This is a genomic window from Marinomonas ushuaiensis DSM 15871 (assembly GCF_000521805.1).
Taxonomy (GTDB): domain Bacteria; phylum Pseudomonadota; class Gammaproteobacteria; order Pseudomonadales; family Marinomonadaceae; genus Marinomonas; species Marinomonas ushuaiensis.
The window spans coordinates 50426-73998 of the sequence record NZ_JAMB01000002.1 but is presented as its reverse complement, the minus strand read 5'-3'; the positions used below and the strand labels follow the sequence as shown (position 1 = coordinate 73998).

The 23573-nt window shown below is 40.5% G+C and carries 23 protein-coding genes; 14 read left to right on the top strand and 9 right to left on the bottom strand.

Going from position 1 to position 23573, the window contains the following annotated elements; genetic code table 11:
- Positions 1-56: 56 nt before the first annotated feature.
- Entirely contained in the window at positions 57-350 is a 294-nt protein-coding gene (locus MUS1_RS03785; protein WP_156924857.1) for an ArsR/SmtB family transcription factor, read from the bottom strand.
- Positions 351-562: 212 nt separating this feature from the next.
- Positions 563-1375, bottom strand: coding sequence for an exodeoxyribonuclease III (gene xthA / locus MUS1_RS03780; RefSeq protein ID WP_036159707.1), 813 nt, complete (start codon positions 1373-1375; stop codon positions 563-565).
- Between the two features lie 183 nt (positions 1376-1558).
- On the opposite strand from xthA, the gene gorA reads away from it, so the two are divergent.
- The 3 genes from gorA (at position 1559) to MUS1_RS03765 (ending at position 5221) form a co-directional block, all read left to right on the top strand.
- On the top strand, positions 1559-2935 hold the full coding sequence (gene gorA, locus MUS1_RS03775) for a glutathione-disulfide reductase (RefSeq protein WP_036159352.1): 1377 nt from the start codon (positions 1559-1561) through the stop codon (positions 2933-2935).
- Positions 2936-3148: 213 nt separating this feature from the next.
- Entirely contained in the window at positions 3149-4402 is a 1254-nt protein-coding gene (locus tag MUS1_RS03770) for a YeeE/YedE family protein (protein ID WP_036159350.1), read from the top strand.
- 207 nt (positions 4403-4609) lie between these two features.
- A complete protein-coding gene (locus tag MUS1_RS03765; RefSeq protein ID WP_036159348.1) occupies positions 4610-5221 on the top strand; it encodes a MarC family protein in 612 nt (203 codons plus the stop codon).
- A 109-nt stretch (positions 5222-5330) separates the two neighbouring features.
- Here the strand turns inward: MUS1_RS03765 and MUS1_RS03760 are convergent, their stop codons facing one another.
- On the bottom strand, positions 5331-5846 hold the full coding sequence (locus tag MUS1_RS03760) for a hypothetical protein (RefSeq protein ID WP_036159346.1): 516 nt from the start codon (positions 5844-5846) through the stop codon (positions 5331-5333).
- Between the two features lie 37 nt (positions 5847-5883).
- Between MUS1_RS03760 and MUS1_RS03755 the strand changes: the two genes are divergently transcribed.
- A complete protein-coding gene (locus MUS1_RS03755; protein ID WP_036159344.1) occupies positions 5884-7038 on the top strand; it encodes a M14 family metallopeptidase in 1155 nt (384 codons plus the stop codon).
- Between the two features lie 104 nt (positions 7039-7142).
- The gene (efpL, locus tag MUS1_RS03750) at positions 7143-7709 is read left to right on the top strand and encodes an elongation factor P-like protein EfpL (protein WP_036159343.1); all 567 of its coding nucleotides are present in this window, start codon (positions 7143-7145) and stop codon (positions 7707-7709) included.
- Positions 7710-7794: 85 nt separating this feature from the next.
- On the opposite strand, the gene trmJ is transcribed toward efpL, so the two are convergent.
- The 3 genes from trmJ to MUS1_RS03735 form a co-directional block, all read right to left on the bottom strand.
- Positions 7795-8559 (bottom strand): tRNA (cytosine(32)/uridine(32)-2'-O)-methyltransferase TrmJ, encoded by a 765-nt coding sequence (gene trmJ / locus MUS1_RS03745; RefSeq protein WP_036159341.1) that lies wholly within the window; start codon positions 8557-8559, stop codon positions 7795-7797.
- Positions 8560-8599: 40 nt separating this feature from the next.
- Positions 8600-9913, bottom strand: coding sequence for a J domain-containing protein (locus MUS1_RS03740; RefSeq protein ID WP_036159340.1), 1314 nt, complete (start codon positions 9911-9913; stop codon positions 8600-8602).
- Positions 9914-10004: 91 nt separating this feature from the next.
- Entirely contained in the window at positions 10005-12500 is a 2496-nt protein-coding gene (locus MUS1_RS03735) for an EAL domain-containing protein (protein ID WP_036159337.1), read from the bottom strand.
- A 189-nt stretch (positions 12501-12689) separates the two neighbouring features.
- Between MUS1_RS03735 and moaC the strand changes: the two genes are divergently transcribed.
- The 3 genes from moaC to MUS1_RS03720 are packed head-to-tail and all read left to right on the top strand — an operon-like array spanning position 12690 to position 13896.
- Complete coding sequence (gene moaC, locus MUS1_RS03730) at positions 12690-13172, top strand: cyclic pyranopterin monophosphate synthase MoaC (RefSeq protein ID WP_036159335.1); 483 nt, start codon at positions 12690-12692, stop codon at positions 13170-13172.
- Entirely contained in the window at positions 13165-13443 is a 279-nt protein-coding gene (locus MUS1_RS03725; RefSeq protein ID WP_036159333.1) for a MoaD/ThiS family protein, read from the top strand. Before moaC ends, MUS1_RS03725 begins: the two co-directional genes overlap by 8 nt.
- Complete coding sequence (locus MUS1_RS03720) at positions 13444-13896, top strand: molybdenum cofactor biosynthesis protein MoaE (protein ID WP_036159331.1); 453 nt, start codon at positions 13444-13446, stop codon at positions 13894-13896.
- A gap of 40 nt (positions 13897-13936) precedes the next feature.
- On the opposite strand, the gene MUS1_RS03715 is transcribed toward MUS1_RS03720, so the two are convergent.
- Both MUS1_RS03715 and MUS1_RS03710 read right to left on the bottom strand, forming a co-directional pair.
- On the bottom strand, positions 13937-15184 hold the full coding sequence (locus MUS1_RS03715; protein WP_036159329.1) for a tyrosine-type recombinase/integrase: 1248 nt from the start codon (positions 15182-15184) through the stop codon (positions 13937-13939).
- A gap of 113 nt (positions 15185-15297) precedes the next feature.
- The gene (locus MUS1_RS03710) at positions 15298-16710 is read right to left on the bottom strand and encodes a M48 family metallopeptidase (RefSeq protein ID WP_036159327.1); all 1413 of its coding nucleotides are present in this window, start codon (positions 16708-16710) and stop codon (positions 15298-15300) included.
- A gap of 36 nt (positions 16711-16746) precedes the next feature.
- Here MUS1_RS03710 and MUS1_RS03705 point away from each other — a divergent pair, with 36 nt between their 5' ends.
- From MUS1_RS03705 to MUS1_RS03695, 3 genes are all read left to right on the top strand, one after another.
- Positions 16747-16992 carry a sulfurtransferase TusA family protein gene (locus MUS1_RS03705; RefSeq protein WP_051436091.1) on the top strand — a complete coding sequence of 82 codons (246 nt, stop codon included), beginning with the start codon at positions 16747-16749 and terminating at the stop codon, positions 16990-16992.
- A gap of 11 nt (positions 16993-17003) precedes the next feature.
- Complete coding sequence (locus MUS1_RS03700; RefSeq protein WP_036159326.1) at positions 17004-18065, top strand: AI-2E family transporter; 1062 nt, start codon at positions 17004-17006, stop codon at positions 18063-18065.
- A gap of 173 nt (positions 18066-18238) precedes the next feature.
- Positions 18239-19390, top strand: coding sequence for an MFS transporter (locus MUS1_RS03695; protein ID WP_036159324.1), 1152 nt, complete (start codon positions 18239-18241; stop codon positions 19388-19390).
- Position 19391: 1 nt separating this feature from the next.
- On the opposite strand, the gene MUS1_RS03690 is transcribed toward MUS1_RS03695, so the two are convergent.
- Positions 19392-20270, bottom strand: coding sequence for a LysR family transcriptional regulator (locus MUS1_RS03690; protein WP_051436090.1), 879 nt, complete (start codon positions 20268-20270; stop codon positions 19392-19394).
- A gap of 93 nt (positions 20271-20363) precedes the next feature.
- Here MUS1_RS03690 and leuC point away from each other — a divergent pair, with 93 nt between their 5' ends.
- The 3 genes from leuC to leuB are packed head-to-tail and all read left to right on the top strand — an operon-like array spanning position 20364 to position 23565.
- Positions 20364-21791, top strand: a complete 1428-nt coding sequence (leuC, locus tag MUS1_RS03685; RefSeq protein ID WP_036159322.1) for a 3-isopropylmalate dehydratase large subunit — start codon at positions 20364-20366, stop codon at positions 21789-21791.
- Positions 21792-21803: 12 nt separating this feature from the next.
- Positions 21804-22454, top strand: coding sequence for a 3-isopropylmalate dehydratase small subunit (leuD, locus tag MUS1_RS03680; protein WP_036159320.1), 651 nt, complete (start codon positions 21804-21806; stop codon positions 22452-22454).
- A 31-nt stretch (positions 22455-22485) separates the two neighbouring features.
- The gene (gene leuB / locus MUS1_RS03675) at positions 22486-23565 is read left to right on the top strand and encodes a 3-isopropylmalate dehydrogenase (protein WP_036159318.1); all 1080 of its coding nucleotides are present in this window, start codon (positions 22486-22488) and stop codon (positions 23563-23565) included.
- Positions 23566-23573 lie beyond the last annotated feature (8 nt).

Here is a 23573-nt window from a genome sequence, read left to right as displayed (position 1 = left end):
AGACCGTTGCTTTTGCTATGGAAACTAGAAAGGCAACGGTCTTTCAATTAAAAAGCTTACAAACTCTGGCAAAATAAACTATGTAGGGTTTGAATTAACGTTTTTACTCGTGCATCGCCTAAACTATAAAAAATGGTTTGAGATTCACGTCTTGTTTTTACTAAGCCATCTTTTCTTAATAAAGCAAGATGTTGAGAAAGTGCCGACTGACTTAATGGCAGTTTTTCATTTAATGCCGTTACAGAGAGTTCCTTATCTAGTAAATAACATAAAATCATCAGGCGGTTTTCATTGCTTAAAGCTTTTAAAAACGTCGCTGCGAGAGAGGATTGTTTTAGCATATCTTCCATCGTGAGCGCTTTGTCATTCATTGATCTTTCTCATCTTCATTTTTATAAGTTAAATACTTGAATTTATCTGAACTGCTGGCACAAAATAAATTTATCCACATTGTCTGTGGATAAATTTGGGGGTAGTTATAAATAATAGTAGTTCTTATCATATAGTACGGCCATTATATTGTTTTGTACGTTATTTGATCAATTCGGTATATGGTTTTCTTCTAATCTAGCTCGAAGCTCGTCCATATCGGTGCGTGATCTGACGGCTTTTCTAAGGCGCGTAAATCATAATCAACGTCGGAATCTTTTAAATAAGGTGTTAAGCCATTGGAAGACATAATAACATCGATTCTAAGGCCGCGTTTAGGCGTATCGTCAAAGCCTTTTGAGCGATAATCAAACCAACTGAAACGATCGTTCTTTGTTGGGTTCAGTGAACGATAAGTATCAGTTAAGCCCCAATTCACAAGGGTGCTAAGCCATTCTCTTTCTTCTGGTAAGAAACTGCATTTACCGGTTTTCAACCAACGTTTGGCATTAGGTTCACCAATACCAATATCTAAATCTGTAGGGGAGATATTAATATCACCCATGACAATGATTTTTTCATCAGGAGAATGAGACGCAAGGTAATCCATTAAATCCGCGTAAAACTTACGTTTAGCAGGAAACTTTGTTTCATGGTCACGGCTTTCACCTTGAGGGAAATAACCGTTCAATACCTTGATAGGACCTTGAGGCGTATCAAAAGTTGCAATAATCATACGACGTTGAGCATCTTCGTCATCGCCTGGAAAGCCATATTCTACTTTTGTCGCTTCTTGCTTGCTAAAGATAGCCACCCCATAGTGAGATTTCTGACCGTAGTAATAAGCGTGATAACCAACAGATTCAGGAATTTCATGAGGGAATGCGTCATCATGTACTTTGATTTCTTGTAAGCCAATGACATCTGGTGAGTGTTTTTCTACTAATGCTTCTATTTGGTGTGGTCGAGCACGTAAACCATTAATGTTAAAAGATACAAACTTCATGAGAATCATTCCACGTTTAATTTCCTTAATCATACCTAGATGTTACAAACTCATAAAGCGCTTAACCCGTTAGAATGAGTTAGTTTTTTTTATCACGCTAATTTATTCATAATTTTTAGCATTTTTAAAAAGCCCTGTTACACTCAAGGGATAATTTTTAATGAACATACATTGGAGAGCTTAATGGCTTATCAGTACGATTTATTTGTTATTGGTGCAGGTTCTGGCGGCGTGCGTGCTAGCCGTGTTGCGGCATCTAAAGGGTATAAAGTGGCGGTTGCTGAAGGCAGCGCGTTAGGTGGTACCTGTGTCAACATTGGTTGCGTACCTAAAAAATTGTTTGTCTACGCCTCTGAATATGGTCATGGCTTTGGCGAAGCAGCAGGATTTGGTTGGACAAACGAAGGAACAAAGTTTGATTGGTCAGTATTAAGAGACAACAAAACAAAAGAAATCGAACGTCTAAACGGCATTTACGGCAATATGCTGGGTAATGCAGGCGTTGAAGTTATTTCTGGTTTCGCGAGCTTTGTTGATGCTCATACCGTTATGGTAAATGGCAAAACCTACACAGCAGAACGTATTTTAATTGCAGTGGGGGCAAAACCTTTCATTCCTGAATTTCAGGGCAGTGATTTGGTGGTTAGCTCTAATGAAATGTTCTATCTAGACTCGTTACCTAGCAAAGCCTTGGTCGTTGGCGGTGGTTACATTGCCGTTGAGTTTGCTGGTATCTTAAATGGTTTAAGTGTGGATACATCGCTTGCTTATCGTGGTGATCAATTACTACGTGGCTTTGATGAAGATGTCCGTGCCTTTGCCAGTGAAGAATATAAAAAATCAGGCATCGACGTTCGTTTGAATACGGGTGTGGATCGCATCGAATTGGTTGATCCAGAAGATCAAGCAAGCGAACGCATGGTTCACTTTAAAGACGGCACTTCTGAACGCTTTGGTTTGATCTTGTATGCTACAGGTCGAGTACCAAACGTTGGTTCGTTAGAGCTTGATAAAGCAGGCGTTGAATTCGGTAAAAATGGCGCAGTGAAAATCGATAAGAATTTCAAAACCACAGCCGACAGCGTGTTCGCCTTAGGCGATGTGACTGATAACATTCAGCTAACGCCTGTTGCGATTAAAGAAGCCATGGCGTTGATCGATTATTGGTTTGATGGAAAAGAAGTCGACTTTGACTACGACAACATCCCGACGGCTGTATTTAGCCAACCAGCCATCGGTACAGTCGGTTTGTCTGAGCAAGAAGCAGAAGCTCGCGGTATCGACTTCCGTGTGTATCAAACAGACTTCCGTGCGATGAAACATACGTTAAGCGGCGCAACATCAAGAACATTGATGAAGATGCTGGTTAACAACGCGGATGAAAAAGTCATTGGTGCTCACATGGTAGGCGACTACTCTGGCGAGATCATCCAAGGCTTAGGCATCGCATTAAAAGCAGGGGCAACGAAAGCCGATTTTGATGCAACGGTTGGGGTTCATCCAACCAGTGCAGAAGAATTTGTTACTTTCTCTGCTGGTGCGCTAAAAGAACGAAAGTAATTGAATTGTTAAGTTGTATTTGATTTATAAAAAGCTCGGATTATGTCTGGGCTTTTTTTTCGACTTGAGTTTTATGTTTTATCGTCGCCATAGAATTAGCTTATATTGATTTATTATAAGGCTCTGCTTGCAGTCTGATATTGCTGTTTTACAATCACCGTCCTTTTTATATGCTTTGTGTTAAATAATCATTTATTAAAATCGGACTAATTTATGAAGGTTAAAGAATATCTAAGCGGGTTTGCTCTGCTTGTTGTCGTTATTGTTATAGGTGCTGTTGCCTTGGATTCGGCGATTTTCTTTCGTTTGGTTATCGGTCTAGGTTTGGGGTATGCCTTAACACGCTCTGCGCTTGGTTTCGCTGGTAGTGTTAACCGTGCTTTTCGTGGTGGTTCTACTCGATTAATGCGTGCATTGATGCTGATGTTTACCGCAACTGCTATTACTTCTACGGCATTTTTGTATAACCAAAACCCACTTGATATGAATTTGTGGATTAACCCAATTAATATGGGCCTTATCCTCGGTGGTTTGATGTTCGGTTTTGGTATGTCGTTCGCTAGTTGCTGTGCATCTGGCGTGTTGACGTATTTCTCAAGCAGCTTAACGCGTCCTGCTTTGGTTTTATTCAGTTTCGGAATGGGGGTTTTTCTTGGTTTCCCTATGCAAGCGCAAGAAAGCTGGATTCGTGAGAGTGTGATTTCTACTTCGACGTATGAAGGGAAGGGGGTGTATCTTCCTGATCTTTTCTCTGGCACACCGCTGGATGGTTATTTAGGCGCTATTTTGTTGACTGTGTTATTCGCTGGTATTGTGAGTTGGTTGGCTCATCGTTATGAACGAAATCGTCGTTTAAATGATACTTACGTTGGTACAGCATCAGAAAAAGAGCAGCAAGAAAATATACCCCATGATTTTGCCGCTCATAAATTTTTCAGTTTCCAGACCTATGAGGCCTTGTTTGTAAAACGTTGGTCAATGGGGATGGGGGTCGCTGTAATTGTTGTACTGTTTACTATATTGATGGGCGTTACTGGATCGGGTTGGGGTGCTTCTACACCATTTGGTGTGTGGATTGGTCGTATTTTGATAGCTGTCGGTGTTGATCCTATGGCAATTTCGGAGTTTACCCATCGACCTGTTGGTTTGTTTACAATGCCGTTTTTTGAGCATCCAGTGAATGTACAAAATATTGGTATTTTATTGGGATCGTTTATTTCATTGTTACTTGGTGGACGATTCTTTAGTGGTATTTCTCGTCTTCGCTTGAGTGGTCGTGAAGCCGGCATGCTAGTTGTTGCTGGTTTGGCGATGGGCTTAGGAACACGCCTTGCTAATGGCTGTAACGTTGGTGCTTTGTTTACACCCATTGCGAACTTCTCATTATCTGGCTGGATATTCTTGGTCGTGATGGTTGCTGGTGGCATTGGTGGGAATTGGTTAGGTAAACGATTTAAGTTTGCCTGATATCGTATTAAATTAGATATTTATCTCGTTCTTAAAGCCGTTACTTTGCTATACAGAGTAACGGTTTTTTTTGTGTGTATTTAAGTCGCGTAGATTTCACCGGTTTTGCTCGTATTGGATTGAAGGACTTAACCTTTCTATCTCTATGGATGTTTTTTCAATATAATGCGCGGCTAGATTGTCTTGAACGTTTAAATTGAGTTTGTAATGAGTACTGAATTTTCTATTTTATCTGCCACACTGTTATTTTTGTTTGTTATTGATCCGTTTGGAAATATTCCTATTTTGTTATCAGTAATGAAAGGCGTGCCGCAAAAGCGTCAATATCAAATTGTTGTACGTGATGGTTTGATCGGCTTACTAATTCTTGTATGTTTTTTGTTTTTTGGTGCGGAATTCTTGCAGTTATTGCACCTTGAAACGGAATCCATTTCCATCGCCGGTGGTGTTGTGTTGTTCGTGATTGCCTTGAAGATGATTTTTCCTTCGCCTTTCACGAAAGATACGCCTCCGGTTATGGAGCCCTTTATTGTACCGATTTCGATTCCTATGCTAGCTGGGCCATCTACCTTGGCGACCTTGTTGGTTATGGTGAAGAGCTTTCCTGAGCGCCAAGAAAGTCTGTTAGTTGCTGTTGTGGCAGCATGGGGAATTTCTGTTGTGATTTTAGCAATGTCGCCTTTATTGAATCGACTATTGAAAGAAAAAGGCTTGGCGGCAATGGAAAGGCTAATGGGGATGTTGCTGCTGATGATGGCAGTACAGATGCTGGTTAACGGTGTACGTGGCTTGTTTACTCACACGTTGGCGATGCTTTAGGGTTTGTTTTTGAAGGTTAATTTTTAAATACGTCTGATTATTTGAAATCAAAAAAGGCTCCATCTTAACTCATCAAGATGGAGCCTTTTATTGGGATTGCTTAGGGGGATTATTGTTCGATGGTTGGAATATCATTTTGATCGATTAGCCCATATTCCACGGCAATTTGAAGTAATTGAATAATCAGCTCATCTGGTGGTAATAAGTGCAGAGGCGTTGTTTGGCCTTGCTCAGAAAACGCGTCTTCTAGGTTTACATCGCGTTCTTCAAACCAAGAGTGAATGCTTTGTACTTCGAAACTCGGCTCCAGTCCTTTTATGCCATAGGTGGCTTCAACAAGTTGATTAAGTAACTCTGGCTCTAGGCCATAAATTACATCAGTATCAAACTCGTTAATCCATTCAGCCAAAATATCACTGGCTTCAAAGCCGAATTCGTGGAGTTGTTGCTCGTCTAGATCGTGCGCGTTTGGCTCAATATTATGATTTTCAAGCCATTCGTCGTCTGGAATGACGAGTACTTCTTTGACTTGAGCTTCATGAGTAGACCAGGTGAAAAGCAATGGAAAGGCAGGCTCGTCGGAAGAATTGGCGACAGCCGTCATGAATATAGGTAAACTTGCCATAATTTAGAACCAATGTTTGATTGTTAAGGAAGAATAAATGACCAGCCGAATCAAGATTAGTAGTGCGTTTGATGGCGGTAACATCTCCGTTATTAATGCTGCGGAGCCGGACAATATTAGAGTAATAATCCCTAAGGATACAAACTCTAAATTCCTTCAGTGGTTTTATTTTCGTTTACAAGGAGGAATGGGTGAGCAATGTGTGATCCATTTCGAGAATGCTAGCGATGCGGCTTATCCTGATGGTTGGGTTGATTATCAAGCGGTTGCGTCTTATGACCGAGAGTATTGGTTCCGTGTTCCAACCGAATATGTAGATGGAAAATTGGTGATTTCTCACCAGCCAGAACAAGACAGTGTGTATTACGCTTATTTTGCGCCTTACAGCTATGAGCGTCATTTAGATATGGTTTCTTGGGCTGCGAGTCATGAAGATTGTATAACCGACCATTTAGGTGAAACGGCACAAGGTCGTGATATTACCTTGTTGGAAGTCAGTAAAACCCAAGGTCTTGCTAAGAATATCTGGATTATTGCTCGCCAGCATCCCGGTGAAACCATGGCGGAGTGGTTTGTTGAAGGCTTGTTAGAGCGTTTGTTTGATGAATCTCATCCAATTGCTCGTTCGCTTCTCAATCAGTGTCGTTTTTATGTGGTGCCAAACATGAACCCGGATGGGGCTGTGCTTGGTAATTTACGAGTTAATTCTAAAGGTGTGAACTTAAATCGTGAGTGGAAAAATCCAACACAAGAATTTAGCCCTGAAGTATTGGCGGTGCAGAAAAAAATGGCTGAAACCGGTGTTGATATGTTTTTAGATATCCATGGAGACGAAGCCCTGCCAGTTAACTTTGTAGACGGTTGTCAAGGTGTACCATCCTTCGATACTCGTATAGAAGCCATGGAAACCTTGTTTAAGAATATTTTCTGTTCAGTGAGTCCTGATTTTCAAACTGAGCTTGGTTATACGCCAGATCAATTTGGTGAAGCCAATTTAACCGTGGCAACCAAATGGGTTGGCGAAACCTATAACTGTCTTTCTTTCACTTTGGAAATGCCGTTTAAAGATAATCAAAACCTACCTGATGATATGGTTGGTTGGTCTCCTGAGCGTGCAAAAATTCTGGGTGCTGATGTGTTGTATCCGATTCATCAAGTAATCAACAGTATTCATATGAAAGTAGATGATTAATAGTGCTAAAAAGTACAATCAGTATTAAAGTCCCTAGGGAAGTTAATTGATGAGTGAAAGCTCATTTTACATATTATAAAACGTTATTTTTAGGATGAGAAAAAATGCCTAAGGCGAGTGAAATTAAAAGAAATATGGCTGTTGAATACGATGGTAAAACGTATATCGTAAGAGACATTGAACGTTCAGTACCACAAGGCCGTGCGGGTGGAAGTCTTTACCGTATGCGTATGTACGATGTGGTATCAGGCCGTAAATTGGACGAGACATTTAAAGATTCGGACATGATCAACCTTGCCGATCTTATTCGTCGTCCTGTTATGTATTCTTACTCTGATGGTGATGAGTATGTTTTCATGGATAATGAAGACTATACGCCTTTTACCTTGAATAAATCAGCGATAGAAGATGAAATTTTATTCATCAATGAAAGTACCAGTGGTATTCAAGTTGTTTTGGTTGATGACAGCCCGGTGGCGATTGAATTGCCAACTAATGTTGAGCTAGAGGTGGTTGAAACCGATCCGTCTATTAAAGGCGCTTCAGCGACGTCTCGTAACAAGCCTGCAAAATTGTCAACGGGTGCGGTTGTTCAAGTGCCTGAGCATATTTCTACTGGCGACCGTATTAAGGTCAATGTAGAAGAGCGTAAATTTGCAGGACGCGCTTAAAAAGGCAATCCTTTTTAAATTATAACCATAAAAAACGCAGCGATAGGCTGCGTTTTTTTATGGTTATAATTTAACAGCTAAGAAATTATTTTTGATCGTCTTTTAATCTTTTCTCAGGATGGTTATTCGCTTCCGTTAATCCTGCTTCACGTTGAACAGCCGCTAAGACGCCTCGTAAAATCCCCAACTCTTGTTTCTCTGGGCGCGAGCGATTGAAGAATCTGTGTAATTTTTCTAAGACTTTCCCAGGATGATTACGCACGACAAAGTTGATGCCGTATAAAGTTTCTTCTAAATGCTCATAAAAAAGATCCATGTCTTTCTTGCGAGGGTACTCTGGTGTTTCTGTATTTTTGAAGTTTTTGTTTTGGTTTGCCATCCAAATTTCATAAGCGATGATTTGCACTGCTTGTGAGATATTCAATACAGGGTAAGCGTCGTTGGCATCGATATACACTTGGCGATGGCACTGGGCGATTTCTTCGTTTAGAAGCCCCGTTGTTTCGCGACCAAAAACAATGGCAACGCTATGATCTACTGCTTCAGGAATAACACTTTCAGCACATTCTCTGGCATTCATTATTGGTAGCTGGAAGGTACGATGACGAGCGCTGGTCCCAATAACCAAACTACAGTCAGCGATGGCTTCTTGAAGTGTTGGAACTATCGTGGCGTTTTCTAGTAGATCAACAGCACCCGCTGCTCGGCTGGTGGCTTCTTCCGATGGATAATCATTTGGATCAACCAAATAGAGGTTGGTTAATCCCATGTTTTTCATGGCGCGTGCAATGGCACCGACATTTCCAGGGTGAAAGGTGTTGATTAGTACGATTCGGATGTTACTTAGCATGGGTTGTTAAGCGCTCAGGGTTGATTGTCTCTTAGTACGATTATGGCGTTAGCGTGAGGGATTGCTCTGTGCTGGCGAAATCGACATTTTCTAAGATGACTTTGGTTGTGTCGTTAAAGAGGAATTGATTACAGGCGTGATGATACAGTGATCCTGTCTCTAACACCAATCGATAATTGCCTCTGGGAATGTAGTTAGCGGCATAGGACTGTCTTCCGTAAAGGTAAATAGAGAAGGGTTTTTGACCATCGTAAGACTCAAATGTTAGTAAGCTGTGTTCTGGTAGTTGATTGAGTATTCTTAGTCGGCTGGTACCTTTTGCTTTGCCTATTAATTCTCCGTGAGATGGTGATATTCCCGGTTGGCCGACACAGCTTGTTTGTGTCGCATGTTCTGAGCTGCCATAACCTATGTTTTTAGCTTTAACCCAACCGCTGACACCTTCAAAACGTACGGTTAACCAATCGCCCTGCATTTTTATGCTTTGTAAGTTAGATTGTGCTGGTACGTTTAATAGAATCTTGCTTGATGAATCTGGCTCTGAATATAGGTTTGTATTTATCAGTGTGTAGTTCGTTCCTATTCGAAACTGTGGATATAAGCCGCTAATGTAAGTTGTATTTTTTTTGTCAGACTCAGATGTTTCTTGGAATGATGATTGCCAATATAGGGTGCCGTAGATACCTGCAGCGAAACAAGCAATGTAAGTTACTACACGAAACGCCGCTTTTGCAGCGTCTAGACGAATAGGCTGACTGATTGGCTCTTGATGCTTATATGAAGAGTCTTGATAGGATGAGTGTGTAGAATCCTCTTCATCATCGACAAAAGATTGATAGGGCGGTATATCTGGTTGCGCTTGTGAGTCGGTAAAATTGTAGCCTTGGGTGTTAGCGCTTTTGGAGGCTTTAAAGGCTTCTTCATAAAGCGCTTTTAAACGTTTTTCATTTAGTGTGTTTCTCGCGGTTTTGATAGCGTCGTTGCGTGCTTTTTCCTGATAAGCATTGTTACGCTTCATTTCTTCGTAAGCGCGTTGGCCTTCTTTAATGAAAGCTTCTTGTTCTTTATCTGTACTGGTTGAGTAATTGTTATAACGATTTTTCGCCGCAGAGCTTTGAGTATTTTCTTTAGTAAAGCTAAAAGGTTTCCAGTCGTTGACCTTTTTACCTTGGCGAATGGCATTATTGACATTTTCATAGGCGGCTTGAAGTCGCTGAAAGTGTTCAGTGGTATCCGTATCTGGGTTTTTGTCTGGATGATACAACCTAGCTAAACGTCTAAAAGCAGCTTTAGCTTCCTTTTCGCTGGCAGTTGTTGGTATTTCCAGCAAATGATAGTCATCAATTAGGCTCATGTGTTTTAGATACTAACCATGTTTATGAGAAAGTGGGTGAACAGACTCATTATGCACAATTTGTGGTCTCTGACAAAGGCGCATCCAGTTCTTATTGATGACTTGACTCTGATAGACCAGGGTCTAAAAGGTTAAGGTAGCTAGCTGGAGTCATTGGCCTATGAAGGTGATAGCCCTGACCAAGCTGACAGTTCCACATTTGTAGTAAGTTTAGTATCTCTTCTGATTCAATACCTTCTGCCACACTGGTGATATTTAATTCTTCACTGAGGTTAATCATATTGCGGCATAAGGTTTGGCTTTGCTTATTATTTAGTAAATTCATGACAAAAAACTGATCAATTTTGAGCTCATCAGTTTGAAGAGAAACTAGGTTTTGCATTGAGCTATAACCCACACCAAAATCATCAATTGCGAGTTTAAAACCCGCCTGATGGAGTTGTGCCACATTACTGATGACTATGTCATTATTCTGAAAAATGCTGGTTTCTGTCACTTCTATTGTGAATTGTTCGGCGTTTAAATTGTATTTTTGAATCAACTGACTTGTACGTTTAGCAAAGTCTTCTTGCCAAAGATCCAGAGCAGATATGTTGATAGATAAGGTGTGTGTTGTGAGTTCTTTAGAGTGAGCGGCTGCCCACTGAAAGGCTTTTTCAATTATCATATAAGTGAGTTTATAAATAAGTCCGGTTTGTTCTGCCAAAGGAATAAATTCAGCAGGAGAAATTTGACCTAGATATTCGTTATGCCAGCGAAGAAGGACTTCACCTCCAACGATTTTGTTTTTAGATAGATCAACTTGTGGTTGGATATCAAAATAGAGTTTTTCATTTTTAATATCATCAGTTAATAGCGTTATTAACCTTAGTTGGTGGGCATGGTTGCTTTGTAATTTGTTTGTAAAAGGCGCCCAACTTCCAGATGAGTAAGTCACTGTGTTACTGGCAATTAGGGCATTTTGATAAAGTTTATCAAGGTTGGAGCCCTGTGAGGGATAAAGTGCACTACCAATTTTATATTGATGGCGGAAGTGTGCCTTGTTTACCAGTATAGAATGGTCGAGCACTTGTTGAATTTGTTCTATTTGACTCTTTAATTCGTTAGGCGTTGTACTAACGATGACGATGTTTCTGATTGTTAAACGCATTAAATGTTTGGTGTGTTTGCCTGTCAGTGGTAAAGGTAAGAACCCATCCATTGTCATGGTTTTTTTATGGATTCGCTTAATAATGTCATTAAGTGCAATGTCTGCTTGTGCAGGACCAAATGCTTGGCTCAATTTTAGGTGGCTAGTGATCTCTACCATGATTAATGCAAGATTCGGTTGATCATGAGCTCCTTTTGAAATTAATAATGGTAGTTTTTCAAAATAATAGGTGCGATTTGGCAAACCTGTTGATGGGTCGGTAATGGCTTGGAGTTGACGCTTACGTTCTATGTAATTAGATTTGTCTGCGAAGGCAAAAGCAAACCCTAATAATTGCAGAAGACTACAAATAGGAAGTATGGATTCCGTCATAATGTTAATGGGTAAAACTTTCCAAAATATTAATGTATTAAAAATGCTGCCTAACATCAAAGTAAGCCAAGAAAATAGGTAAAAACGAACAGCTAGGAAGCCCTTGTTATAGGCTTTTACTCCCCAGTAGGTACAAAAGAAAAACATAAATACTTCGATTAACGCGAACAGTGAAGCGGATACTTGTTCAGAAAATAATTGAGTTGCTATGAGAAAGGCGATGAAGCCTAAATCACCATATCTGCGTGTAAAAGATTCTGCTGTTGGGATTTGGACTTCTTTTAAAAAAGATAAACTGAATTTATAAAGTATCCAGGTCGCAATACCAAAAACAAAGAATAAATTTTTGGTTGTCCATTGAGAGAACTCTTCTGGAAAAATCCAGCGGTTAAACCCAGTGATAATCGATAGAGAAACCAAAATTGTAATGTTAATACCAAGGTAGTAAACATAACCCGGTTGTCTAAGTAGCATAAAAACAAAAATATTGTGAGTGAGAAGAACTATGAGACTGCAAAGAATGACAGTCCAAAAAAGCAACTTTTGCTCTTTTTTGTCAATAACTTCTTGGTCATTAAACAGCATAATAGGTGTCAAAAGAGGGGAGTGCCCTTGTTTTCGAATAAGAAGCGTTGTTTCTTTTTGCTCTGATAAGACGATGGGAATCCAAATTCCTTTATAGCTTTCATCCTTAGCGTTCCAAGTTTGCAGTGCTCCTCTGGCCCAGTGTTGCTGCAACTCGTCTCCATGAAATAGATAAAAGTCTAAATTATTGATGATGTAATAGCTGATACCCAGATGCAGCCTTTTATCAGTTGATTCTGTTGTGATTTTTGGAAATGTTAGTTTGTGCCAATAAGCAGAATTAGAAAAGCCTTGAGACTCTTCATAAAGACTTTCCTGAAATGTATCCAGTGATAAAAGGCTCTGTGCAGTAATGGGTGTAGTTTCCTTGAAGGTAGGAAATGTATCACTGCTTTTTTGAGTGTATTCGTTGGCGAATGCACTTTGCGTCGAAAAGAGTGATGCTAATAAAAAGAAAAAAACAACGTTTCTAAATATCATCCTTGTATACCCTAATTTATTTATCCTAATCGAAAATATCTGTATGAAAATACAAAGCTATAAATTAACACTTATAAGAACAAAAAAGTATTAGAGTCTGTTGAATTAGCAATACTTTGCTTGCAATCGTATGCGCTTTCTTAAAATATAGGCCATATTTTCAATTTATGTATTATGTTTAGGAATTTTATGAGCGAAACACTGACCCATTTAGACCATCAAGGCCACGCTCACATGGTGGATGTCTCTGATAAAGAGATCACTAAACGAACGGCTACTGCGCAAGCCATTCTAAAAATGAAGGCATCAACTTTGATAAAAGTGATGGAAGGCGGCTTGCCTAAAGGCGATGTTCTTGCCACAGCACGTATTGCGGGTATTCAAGCGACGAAAAAAACATCGGATTTGATCCCCTTATGTCATCCATTAATGCTGACCAAAGTAAGTGTGGAAATTAACACCATCAGTGATTGCGAATTAGAAGTGTTATGTACTTGCTCTTTGTCCGGCAAAACAGGTGTAGAAATGGAAGCGTTAACCGGAGCGAGTGTGGCGGCGTTAACGCTTTACGATATGTGCAAGGCCGTTGATAAGGGGATTGTTATTAATAATGTCTCTTTACTTGAAAAGAAAGGCGGCAAAAGTGGTGATTGGAGTAAAGACAATGTCTAACGCAGAAAACCAAATAAAGCACAAAGTTAATGTTGTATTTTTTGCGTCGTTAAAAGAAGTCATAGGGCAAGCAAATTATTCCATCGAGTTAGTTTTACCACTGAGTATTGCTCAATTAAAGCAACAATTGGTAAGTGAGCTGGATAAAGGCGATGCTTTATTGGATAAAGGCATTCAGTCTTCTGTCGATTTTGAATTCACGAGAGATGATGATCTAGTGCCTGTGAATGTTACCGAAGTGGCTTTTTTTCCACCCGTAACAGGAGGCTAAATGATACAAGTACAGGAAAATGACTTTGATGTTGATGCTTTATATAAAGGCTTATTAAAATCAAATAAGACTGGTGCTGTGGCTATGTTTGTAGGCTTGGTACGTCAGTTTTCAGACCTATCAAAAGAAGCGTGTTCTTTTGAGCTTGAGCATTACCCAGGAATGACGGAGCGCAACCTAAAGAAAATTGTTGATGAAGCAAATGATCGTTGGCCATTATTAGATGTCTGTGTCGTCCATCGAGTAGGGCGTTTGACGATAGACGACCAAATTGTTTTCGTTGGGGTTAGTGCTTCACATAGAGCGGAGGCATTTCAAGCGTGTGATTTTATTATGGATTATTTGAAGAGTCGCGCTGCTTTTTGGAAGAAAGAAACTCAAGGTTCAAAGAGTCAGTGGGTAGAGGCAAACACGAAAGATGAAGCAAGCTTAGAGCGTTGGTCCAAAGAGTAATAAGCTAAAGTCGAGCTATTACTCTGGTTTGAATCGTTAATTAATTCGGACGCAGCGCTTTCTTTCGACCACTGGCGTGACGTTCTCGATATTCAGTGTCTATGTATTTATCGGTTGTTGCCATGCTTGCGTGTCCTGCGTCTTCTCTTACATGCTCCTTCGGACGTGTTTTTACATCTTCGGAGATCCCTGTATGGCGTAACCAATGGACGGTTGCTACGCGTAAATCGTCAGCGTCTTCTCTCATACCATCTTCACACATGCGTTCATAAGCTCTATCAAAACAGAATTGCACTATGTTGCGCACTTGTCTTGAGCTGGTCATCGCCCCTTGACCACGATTTTTTGGAATCAAAGGTGTGTTTTCAGCAATGGTAGGCAAGGTTGGTAAATCACGGAAACGACGGTATCGAATTAAGGCGTTGAGCATATCATCTGATACCGCGACAAGGCGTTCCTTATTTCCCTTCGAAAGAACTTTAAACCACCAATGTCCATCTGAGTCTTTTATGAAGTCTCCCATGACTGGTGCAGATCGTTCATCGGCGACTAATTCAGAAATTCGTAAATACATTCCAAGTAGTGCATTCATAATGAATAAGGTGCGTTCGTGCATCGCTGGGTCTTCTTCGGCTAGCATTTCAGCGGTTTCAGTTACATAGTCCCATTGTAAGTTCGAAATCCGTCTTACTTGCTTTCGAGTAACTTCTTTTTTAACGAATTTGCTTTTCTGGCGAATCAAAGCAACAGGGTTTTGTTGTATAGCGTCTTCTTGCATTAAAAAGCCATAATAAGACGATAGTATTGAAAAAGTAGCACGAATGGCCGCTTGAGATAACGAGTGTTGTTTGGTTTTCGGTACATCGCCGTTTTTAAATTCTAATTTGCTGACGTGAGCCACAAAAGGACGCCAATCTTTATTTGGTGTTCTTTCACCCATGTATAATTTAAAGCGAGCGACGTTTTTAGTCCCGATCCAATTTTCTGGTGGCGCAACACAAAAATGAATGAATTCTTCTATTTGATCTCGTCTTAATTGTGATGTTGGGCAAGATGCTACATTCCAGGACCACAATAATAAACGTTCTACTTCGCGACGATATGAATTGAAGGTTGCCTGAGAGCCGTTATAGCTATAGATAAAGCATAAGGCAAGTTGTAAGTCTCGGCAGTATTCAGGGTCATTGAGGTGTGGTGAGTTTCCCTTTAGATGAGTCGCAATTGTCTCGAACTGAGTAAAAGGGTTTGGTAGATGTTCTAAGTTGTCGATTAAAGGAAGCGGCGTCATAATGTCTAAAATCTAAGTGGATAAGTCAGGTTAGCAAATTCTAGCCTATATCCCTATCCATTTATAAGTTCTTCGCCTCGCTTAGGTGCATTTTTAAGTGTTTCATTTCAATTTTATTCTTTATCTAAGTCCTCTTGTTTTTCCGCTTGTTGGATTATGTCAAATGAACGAATAATGGATTTTATCCGTTCTTTATCTTTCTCTTCTGCATCATTGAGAGCTCTTTTAATAATAAGCTGTGCTGTTTTCCCTTTCCCTTGGCTGAAATCTAATAAGGCTTTGTAGCTTAACGCCATCGGTATGTTTTTGATTGATTGGTAGTGTTGGATGTTGGCTCGCCATAACAATCGATTTTCATAAAGGAACTGAGATTTTATATCTAGAGGTTTTGAGTGCGTTAGTTGGGCCAGTAGCATGGAAAATGGAATGTTTTTGGGTGCCAATTCTAATTCTTTATTAACAATAATTAAGGCTTTGTCTGTTTGACCTGCGGCTTCGTAACTTAATACTTGAAGATAGTCTGTAAATTGATTGTGTTTTTTTAATTTACCTAAAAAAACGAGTGCACGCTCTGGTGATTGAACAAGATAAGAAAAAAGACCTTTTGCAAACGCGTTAGCGTCTTCGTCTTGAATTTGTTGATCTAGGTAAGAATAAGGCTGATCTTCTAGCCCCGCTCGATAGGCCAATAATGAGGCCCTGAAATACTCAAAATCATTGCTTTTTTTATAGTTCAATATGGTTTCTTTTTTGTCTGTACTGAATGAATCAGATAACCGAGTATCCGGTAAAGGGTGACTTGATAAAAATTCAATTTGTGGTCTGCCTAAAGCTTTTTTGAAAAAAGCTTGGAATAATTGGTTCATACCATCTGTCGAAATTCCTGCTTCGATAAGATATTGTCTGCCACGCCGATCGGCTTCTTGCTCTTGGGTTCGGCTATAGGTTAGATTGTTTTCTGCTTGATTGGCTATGCCGCCTAACCACAGAGCGGTTGTCGCATCAGCATCTGCGCCAGCTAATGCTGCAGCAATTCCCGCACCTAATAGCGTCAGTGTTTTTTGAAGTTCTTCTTCCGAATGTTTTGTTTGTCTTTCATAGTGTCTTAAGTCTAAATGAGCAACTTCATGGGCCAGTAACCCCAAGAGCATGTCTTCGTTTATGATGACTTCCATGATGTCGGAATAGATAAACATATGGCTTCCAGGGATAACAAAAGCGTTACTTTTGGAACTGTTGAGAAAAGTCATTTCGACTGTTTTATTATAAAGACTTGTTTGTGGAAGAATTTGAGATAGAGTCTCTTTAAAATAATCGTATGCAGGTGGAAAATCGATTAAAGCTCGGCTACCGTTCAGCTTTCTAAACCAATGTTGCCCCAATATATACGACGGGTTGGATAAAGACCGCTCATCTTTGTTTGCTTCTAGATCGGGAATGACAGCAAGGACTGAAACAGAGAAAGAGCTTGTAAAAACAAAGGCTAAGATGGTTAAGCCTGTTGTAACGGTTGAAAATAGTCTCATAATACGGCTAATGCATTTAATGGAAAAATTTAAAAAATGGCGATCAATTATGGTAATCAGTATGACGTAATCTTAGATGCAAGAGAAGATCGTTGTCCAATGCCATTATTAAAAACCAAAATGGCATTGAGTAAAATGAAGACGGGTGAGACCTTGTGTGTTACAACGTGCGATTCTGGTTCTTTAAAAGATATCCCGCAGTACGTAGGCTTGGTTGGGCATTCTTTATTATCAACCGATGACAGTGACAATATATATACCTTTGTTATTCAGAATAATTAAATGGAATCTGTATGTTTAAAATAGTTGATACATTGATTAAGCGGTATTTTTCAAATGAAGAGGTGGTGGTGTTTCTTCTTCTCTTAATTGGGGCGCTTGGTGTTTTAGCATACTGGGGCGGCGTTTTAGCGCCTGTTTTAGTGGCGATCGTATTGGCGTTTTTACTTCAAGGTTTGGTTGATCGGTTACAAAAATTGGGCTGTCCCCATCTTGTTTCTGTCTTCCTTGTCTTTTTTACATTCTTGACCGCATGTGGCGTTTTTATTGGCGTTATGGTGCCAATTATTTGGCGCCAAGCTGTGCGTCTTGTACAAGATGCACCGCGTATGTTTACTGCTATCCGTGACGAGTTTTTACAGTTTGCGGAAGGCCATAGCGATTTTTTGAGTAAAAGCGCGATTGAAGAGGCGATAAATTCATTAGCTAACGAGTCGACTAACCTTGGTCAATGGTTGGTGTCATTTTCCTTGTCTAGTATTCCTTCATTATTTTCTTTGGTTATTTATTTGGTTTTGGTCCCTTTGATTATGTTTTTCTTATTGAAAGACCAAAGTAAAATTCTGGCTTATTTGACATCGTGGTTACCTAAAGAAAGAAAAATGATGCGTAATATTGCACATGAAATGAATGATCAAATTGCCAATTATATTCGTGGTAAGTTCATTGAAATGATCGTTGTTGGCGTCGTAACTTACATTGTCTTTCTATTTTTTGGGTTAAAGTACGCTGAGCTTTTGGCTTTGCTTGTTGGGCTTTCTGTGTTGATTCCTTATATCGGCGCGGCAGCAGTGACTATCCCAGTTGTATTGGTGGCTTTTTACCAATACGGAACAGACGGTGCGTTTGTTTACGTTGTCGTTGCTTATCTCATCGTTCAGGCTCTAGACGGGAATGTTTTAGTGCCTTTGTTATTCTCTGAAGCAGTGAACCTTCATCCATTGGCTATCATTGTTGCGGTATTGTTTTTTGGTGGGTTATGGGGATTCTGGGGGATATTTTTTGCAATTCCTTTGGCAACTCTTGTTAAGGCAATTATTAATGCTTGGCCAGATCAAGACGCGCTGACTTCTTAATGGCTTTGAACATGAAGAGCTCGCTCTTTTATCTATAGAAGGGTCGAGCTTTATTTTATTGTTTCCAGCATAATTAAATATTATGCCTTATACGCTATTTGGACTGTAATTCCTCCAGAAAGCCCCCTCAACTGATTATTTTTAGATATCTTTTAAAATTAAATGGAGCCAACATGTTTTCTATTAAAGCTCGCCCTATTGCTTGGCCATTATTCTTTTTCTACTTCTTTTTCTGTGCACTTATTGGCGTCATGATGCCTTATATCTCGGTTTACTATAAATCGATTGGTTTAACCGCGTCTGAAATTGGTCGGTTAATGTCGACTTTTACCTTGTCTGGAATTTTAGTGCCTCATTTTTGGGGGTGGTTGACGGCAAGAATAGGGCTTCCAAAACGTATTTTACAAATTGCTATTTTAGGTTGTTTCGTTGCTGTAATTCCTTTTAATTGGACAGATCAATTTGAGACCTTGTGGTTGTTAACTTGCGTAATGGCGTTGTTTTATTCTGCTTTATTGCCTATGACAGATTCCCTTGCAGTGAGAAGTATTCGGCATCTGGATGTGCCTTATACAAGGCTTAGGGTCGGTGGTTCAATCGGTTACGTAGTGGCTGTTGCTGGTGGTGGCTTTCTCATGGGGCATTTTGGAGCCTGGATTGTTATTCCGACCATGTGTGCCTTTCTTGCTTTGGCGGTTGTGACTTCTTTGTTTTTAAAAGAACAGGCCTATGAAGTTCAGACTCATAAAGAAACAACGTCTTTTATTTCTCTTGTTAAAACACCTGAGTCTATGTTGTTTTTTGTTTTGGCTTTCTTGGCCTTTATGTCCCACGCCCCGTTTAATGTGTTCTTTGCTGTTCATTTATCAAATGAAGGCTACAGTGGCCAACAGATCGGCCTGTTAATGGCGGTTGGTGTTGTGATTGAAATTTTCCTGTTTCTATTTTTTGGAAATGCCATTAAAAAATTCCATGTTGTTCATATTGTTATGTTGTGTTTTGTGTGTGGCATCATTCGATGGTTTTTAGTGGGGTGGTTTGCTTCCATATTATGGATCGTCATATTTACGCAATTACTTCATTGTATTACGTTTGCGCTTTTTCACATGGTGTCGATTGAGCAAATACGTCGTCTTTTTCCTGAACGTTATGCAGGACAAGGGCAAGCTATGTACAGTGCCTTTGCGATCGGTTTAGGCGGTGGTCTTGGTATGGTGTTTACAGGGTATTTGTGGGAATGGGCTGGTGGTCCTTGGGCATTTACGGCGGCTGCCATGACCAGTGCACTGGCGTTAATTATTTTGATTGCAAGCCAACGCCGTTAAATTAGGTTCTGGCTTCGTTTTTAAGCAGTTCAATAAATGCGATAGCAGCGCGGCTTAATGTTTTCTGCTTATGATAAATAACACCAAGCTTTCTTTCGACATTTAAATCTGCAAAATTTAACACCGCAAGTCTGTCATCAACTAACGTTGAAGGAAGTAGCGACCATCCCCAGCCAATACTGACAAGCATAGCAAGTGTTTCTAAATTATTTGTGTTCATTCTGACCTGTGGTTTTAATCCTTGTTTTCCAAAAACCTGTTCTGCAATTTGTCTTGTGAAGGTGTTTTTATTTGGAAGCACACAGGCGTGTTGAGCCAATTCCACTAGGCTTAATTGTTTTATTTGAGCGAGAGGGTGGTCTTTACTGACAACACAAGTCAAAGGGTCGGACCAAATGGGTAAAGATTCAATCAGTGAGTTTTCTTTATTAGAAAGCGTAATAATACCAAGCTCAGCTCGTCCTTTTAGAACATCTTGGTAAGCTTCCTCAGATTGAGAAAATTCGATTTCCAGCTGGGCACTGGGAAAACCTTCTTGGAAACGTTTTAAAGATTTAGGCAATCGATGTAAGCCAACATGATGACTGGTTGAAATTCTAAGTTCCCCGCTGACGTCCTGCATTTGCAATGACATGCTGCGCTTTATGTCTTGTAAGTCTTCAGCCATTTTTCTGGCTTTCGGTAATAGTCGCATTCCTGCTTCAGTCAGTTGTACTTGGCGTCCAATGCGATCAAACAGCCGTACGCCCAAATTATTTTCTAAGGCGGCGATACGTTTACTAATCGCTGGTTGGGTCACAAAAAGTTGTGATCCTGCGTGTGAAAAAGAGCCTGTTTCAGCCACTTTTATGAAAGTAATCAGCTCTGCAATGTCTATCATTCCAAAAAGTTATCCAAAATATGAAAAATATGAATTTGAGTAATTTAAACCAAAGTTTTAGGATAGCGCAATAAGATTTTTAGGAGAGAACTTATGTCAGGTAAAACCCTTTATGACAAGTTGTGGGATAGCCACCTTGTTCAACAGCGAGATGACGGCAGTGCGTTAATTTATATCGACTTACAACTGCTTCATGAAGTGACGTCACCTCAGGCTTTTGAAGGCTTGCGATTGGCCGGACGTAAGCCTTGGAGAGTCTCTTCAAGCTTAGCTACGCCAGATCATAATGTACCAACAACGAAGAAAGAGCGTATTTCTGGTGTTGATGGCATTGAAGACCCAGTGTCTAAAATTCAGGTTACAACGCTGGATGACAACTGCAATGAGTTCGGCATCACCGAATTTGACATGAAAGATATTCGCCAAGGAATCGTACACGTTGTTGGGCCAGAACAAGGTGCGACGCTTCCAGGCATGACGGTAGTGTGTGGTGATTCACATACATCTACTCATGGTGCCTTTGGCGCTTTGGCTCACGGTATCGGAACATCTGAAGTTGAACATGTTTTAGCGACTCAGTGTCTTGTACAAAAGAAAAGCCGCAACATGCTTGTTCGTGTGGATGGTGAGCTGTCACCTTGGGTATCTGCAAAAGACGTTGTGCTTGCAATTATCGGTGCGATTGGCACAGCTGGCGGCACTGGTTATGCAATTGAGTTTGGTGGAACTGGCATTCAGTCTTTGTCTATGGAAGGCCGGATGACAGTGTGTAATATGGCGATTGAAGCGGGCGCTCGAGTCGGTTTGATTGCGGTTGATGACACCACAATCAATTATGTTGAAGGTCGACCTTATGCACCAAAAGGTGATCAGTGGGCAATGGCTGTAGACGCTTGGAAAGAGCTTGTTTCAGATAAAGACGCACAGTTCGACGAAGTTGTTATTATTAAAGCGGAAGACATCAAGCCACAAGTTACTTGGGGAACGTCTCCAGAAATGGTGATTGCAATTGATGAAAATATTCCACGTTCTGAAGATCAAACGGATCCTGTTAAAAAAGAAGGTTATGCAAGAGCTTGGAAATACATGGGCTTAGAAGGCAAAGTCACATTAGCAGATATAACGCTTGATCGTGTGTTTATTGGTTCTTGTACTAACTCTCGCATTGAAGATTTACGTATAGCCGCAGATGTTGTGAAAGGTCGTAAAGTGGCCTCTACGCTTAAACAAGCGATTGTTGTGCCCGGTTCTGGCTTGGTTAAAGCACAAGCAGAAAAAGAAGGCTTACACCTTATTTTTGAAGCGGCTGGATTAGAATGGCGCGAGCCAGGTTGCTCGATGTGTTTGGCGATGAATGCGGATAAATTGGGTGCCGGTGAGCATTGTGCGTCAACTTCAAATCGTAATTTTGAAGGTCGTCAAGGTTTTGGTGGTCGTACCCATTTGGTTAGTCCTGCCATGGCGGCAGCCGCTGCAATTGCTGGTCATTTCGTTGATGTTAACGAGTTTGTTAAACACTAAAAAGGAGAAAGTATGCGTCCCTTTACTCAGCACACAGGTTTAGCCGCTCCTTTGGATTTGGCAAACGTTGATACTGATATGATTATTCCAAAGCAGTTCTTGAAATCCATCAAGCGTACAGGCTTTGGAAAAAACTTATTTGATGAGCTTCGTTATCAAGATGAAGGTCAACCAGACCAGTCTTGTGAAGGTCGACCTTTGCGAGATGAGTTTGTTTTAAATCAAGCGCGTTATGCTGGCGCAAGTGTTTTGCTTGCTCGTCAGAATTTTGGTTGCGGCTCGAGCCGCGAACATGCGCCTTGGGCATTGGATGATTATGGTTTTCGTTCCATAATTGCGCCAAGCTTTGCAGATATTTTCTATAACAACTGTTTTAAAAATGGTTTGTTGCCAATTGTTTTACAAGCAGAAGACATCGATCAATTGTTTGCCGAAGTAACGGCAAAAGAAGGCGCTCAGGTTGTTGTTGATTTGGAAAAACAAACCGTAACGTCGCCGTCGGGTGCAACGTTTGAGTTCCCAGTAGATAATTTCCGTAAGCATTGCCTATTGAATGGTTTGGATGATATTGGCTTAACGCTACAGCAAGACTCTGCCATTCGTCGTTATGAAGAAAAACGTATGAACGAAGCGCCGTGGCTTTTCTTGTCACGTGAGAAATAATAAATAAGACATTAGTTTTTAAGGATTTTACATGACTAAGAATGTATTAGTGTTACCTGGTGACGGTATTGGTCCAGAGATCATTGCGCAAGCTGTACGCGTGTTAGATATGGTAAATGATCAGTATTCTTTGAATATTAAACACGAAAGTGCTTTGGTTGGCGGTTCTGCTTACGATGAAACTGGATCGCCTTTACCAGAAGATACATTAACAAAAGCAAAAAATGCGGATGCTATTTTACTTGGCGCTGTAGGTGGTCCTAAATGGGACAGTTTGGATATGTCGGTTCGCCCTGAAAAAGGCTTACTTGGCTTACGCTCGAACCTTGAGTTATTTTCCAATCTACGTCCTGCTATCCTATATCCACAATTAGCCGATGCGTCTAGTTTGAAGCCTGAAATTGTTGCTGGCTTGGATATTTTGATCGTTCGTGAATTGACTGGTGGTATTTATTTTGGTCAGCCACGAGGTATTCGTACTTTAGAAAACGGTGAACGTGAAGGTTTTAATACTTACGTTTATTGTGAATCTGAAATTCGCCGTATTGGTCGTTCTGCTTTTGAAGCGGCTCGTCAACGTGGCAAACGAGTTTGTTCTATTGATAAATCTAACGTGCTGGAAGTGACGGTTCTTTGGAAAGAAGTCATGGAAGAAGTGGCGAAAGAGTATCCTGATGTCGAATTGACGCACATGTTAGTGGATAATGCTGCAATGCAACTTGTTCGTGCGCCAAAACAGTTTGATGTAATGGTTACTGGCAACATGTTTGGTGATATCCTATCAGACGCGGCAGCAATGCTGACGGGTTCTATTGGTATGCTTCCTTCAGCGTCTCTTAATGCCGAAGGTCGAGGCATGTATGAGCCTTGTCATGGCTCTGCACCAGACATCGCAGGAAAAGGAATCGCTAACCCATTGGCGACCATTTTATCTGTTGCTATGATGTTACGTTACTCTTTGGATGCCAAAGAAGCGGCTGATGCTATCGAAGCAGCAGTAAGTAAGGTTTTAGATCTAGGTCTAAGAACGTCAGATATCGCATCAGAAGGGTGCGAAACTGTTAGTACGCAAGCCATGGGCGATGCGGTATTAGCAGCACTAAAAGCTTAATACAAAAG

Coding starts and splice junctions, on each gene's coding strand:
- MUS1_RS03785 (WP_156924857.1), bottom strand. CDS start 350: ATGGAAGATATGCTAAAACAATCCTCTCTCGCAGCGACGTTTTTAAAA.
- xthA (WP_036159707.1), bottom strand. CDS start 1,375: ATGAAGTTTGTATCTTTTAACATTAATGGTTTACGTGCTCGACCACAC.
- gorA (WP_036159352.1), top strand. CDS start 1,559: ATGGCTTATCAGTACGATTTATTTGTTATTGGTGCAGGTTCTGGCGGC.
- MUS1_RS03770 (WP_036159350.1), top strand. CDS start 3,149: ATGAAGGTTAAAGAATATCTAAGCGGGTTTGCTCTGCTTGTTGTCGTT.
- MUS1_RS03765 (WP_036159348.1), top strand. CDS start 4,610: ATGAGTACTGAATTTTCTATTTTATCTGCCACACTGTTATTTTTGTTT.
- MUS1_RS03760 (WP_036159346.1), bottom strand. CDS start 5,846: ATGGCAAGTTTACCTATATTCATGACGGCTGTCGCCAATTCTTCCGAC.
- MUS1_RS03755 (WP_036159344.1), top strand. CDS start 5,884: ATGACCAGCCGAATCAAGATTAGTAGTGCGTTTGATGGCGGTAACATC.
- efpL (WP_036159343.1), top strand. CDS start 7,143: ATGCCTAAGGCGAGTGAAATTAAAAGAAATATGGCTGTTGAATACGAT.
- trmJ (WP_036159341.1), bottom strand. CDS start 8,559: ATGCTAAGTAACATCCGAATCGTACTAATCAACACCTTTCACCCTGGA.
- MUS1_RS03740 (WP_036159340.1), bottom strand. CDS start 9,913: ATGAGCCTAATTGATGACTATCATTTGCTGGAAATACCAACAACTGCC.
- MUS1_RS03735 (WP_036159337.1), bottom strand. CDS start 12,500: ATGATATTTAGAAACGTTGTTTTTTTCTTTTTATTAGCATCACTCTTT.
- moaC (WP_036159335.1), top strand. CDS start 12,690: ATGAGCGAAACACTGACCCATTTAGACCATCAAGGCCACGCTCACATG.
- MUS1_RS03725 (WP_036159333.1), top strand. CDS start 13,165: ATGTCTAACGCAGAAAACCAAATAAAGCACAAAGTTAATGTTGTATTT.
- MUS1_RS03720 (WP_036159331.1), top strand. CDS start 13,444: ATGATACAAGTACAGGAAAATGACTTTGATGTTGATGCTTTATATAAA.
- MUS1_RS03715 (WP_036159329.1), bottom strand. CDS start 15,184: ATGACGCCGCTTCCTTTAATCGACAACTTAGAACATCTACCAAACCCT.
- MUS1_RS03710 (WP_036159327.1), bottom strand. CDS start 16,710: ATGAGACTATTTTCAACCGTTACAACAGGCTTAACCATCTTAGCCTTT.
- MUS1_RS03705 (WP_051436091.1), top strand. CDS start 16,747: ATGGCGATCAATTATGGTAATCAGTATGACGTAATCTTAGATGCAAGA.
- MUS1_RS03700 (WP_036159326.1), top strand. CDS start 17,004: ATGTTTAAAATAGTTGATACATTGATTAAGCGGTATTTTTCAAATGAA.
- MUS1_RS03695 (WP_036159324.1), top strand. CDS start 18,239: ATGTTTTCTATTAAAGCTCGCCCTATTGCTTGGCCATTATTCTTTTTC.
- MUS1_RS03690 (WP_051436090.1), bottom strand. CDS start 20,270: ATGATAGACATTGCAGAGCTGATTACTTTCATAAAAGTGGCTGAAACA.
- leuC (WP_036159322.1), top strand. CDS start 20,364: ATGTCAGGTAAAACCCTTTATGACAAGTTGTGGGATAGCCACCTTGTT.
- leuD (WP_036159320.1), top strand. CDS start 21,804: ATGCGTCCCTTTACTCAGCACACAGGTTTAGCCGCTCCTTTGGATTTG.
- leuB (WP_036159318.1), top strand. CDS start 22,486: ATGACTAAGAATGTATTAGTGTTACCTGGTGACGGTATTGGTCCAGAG.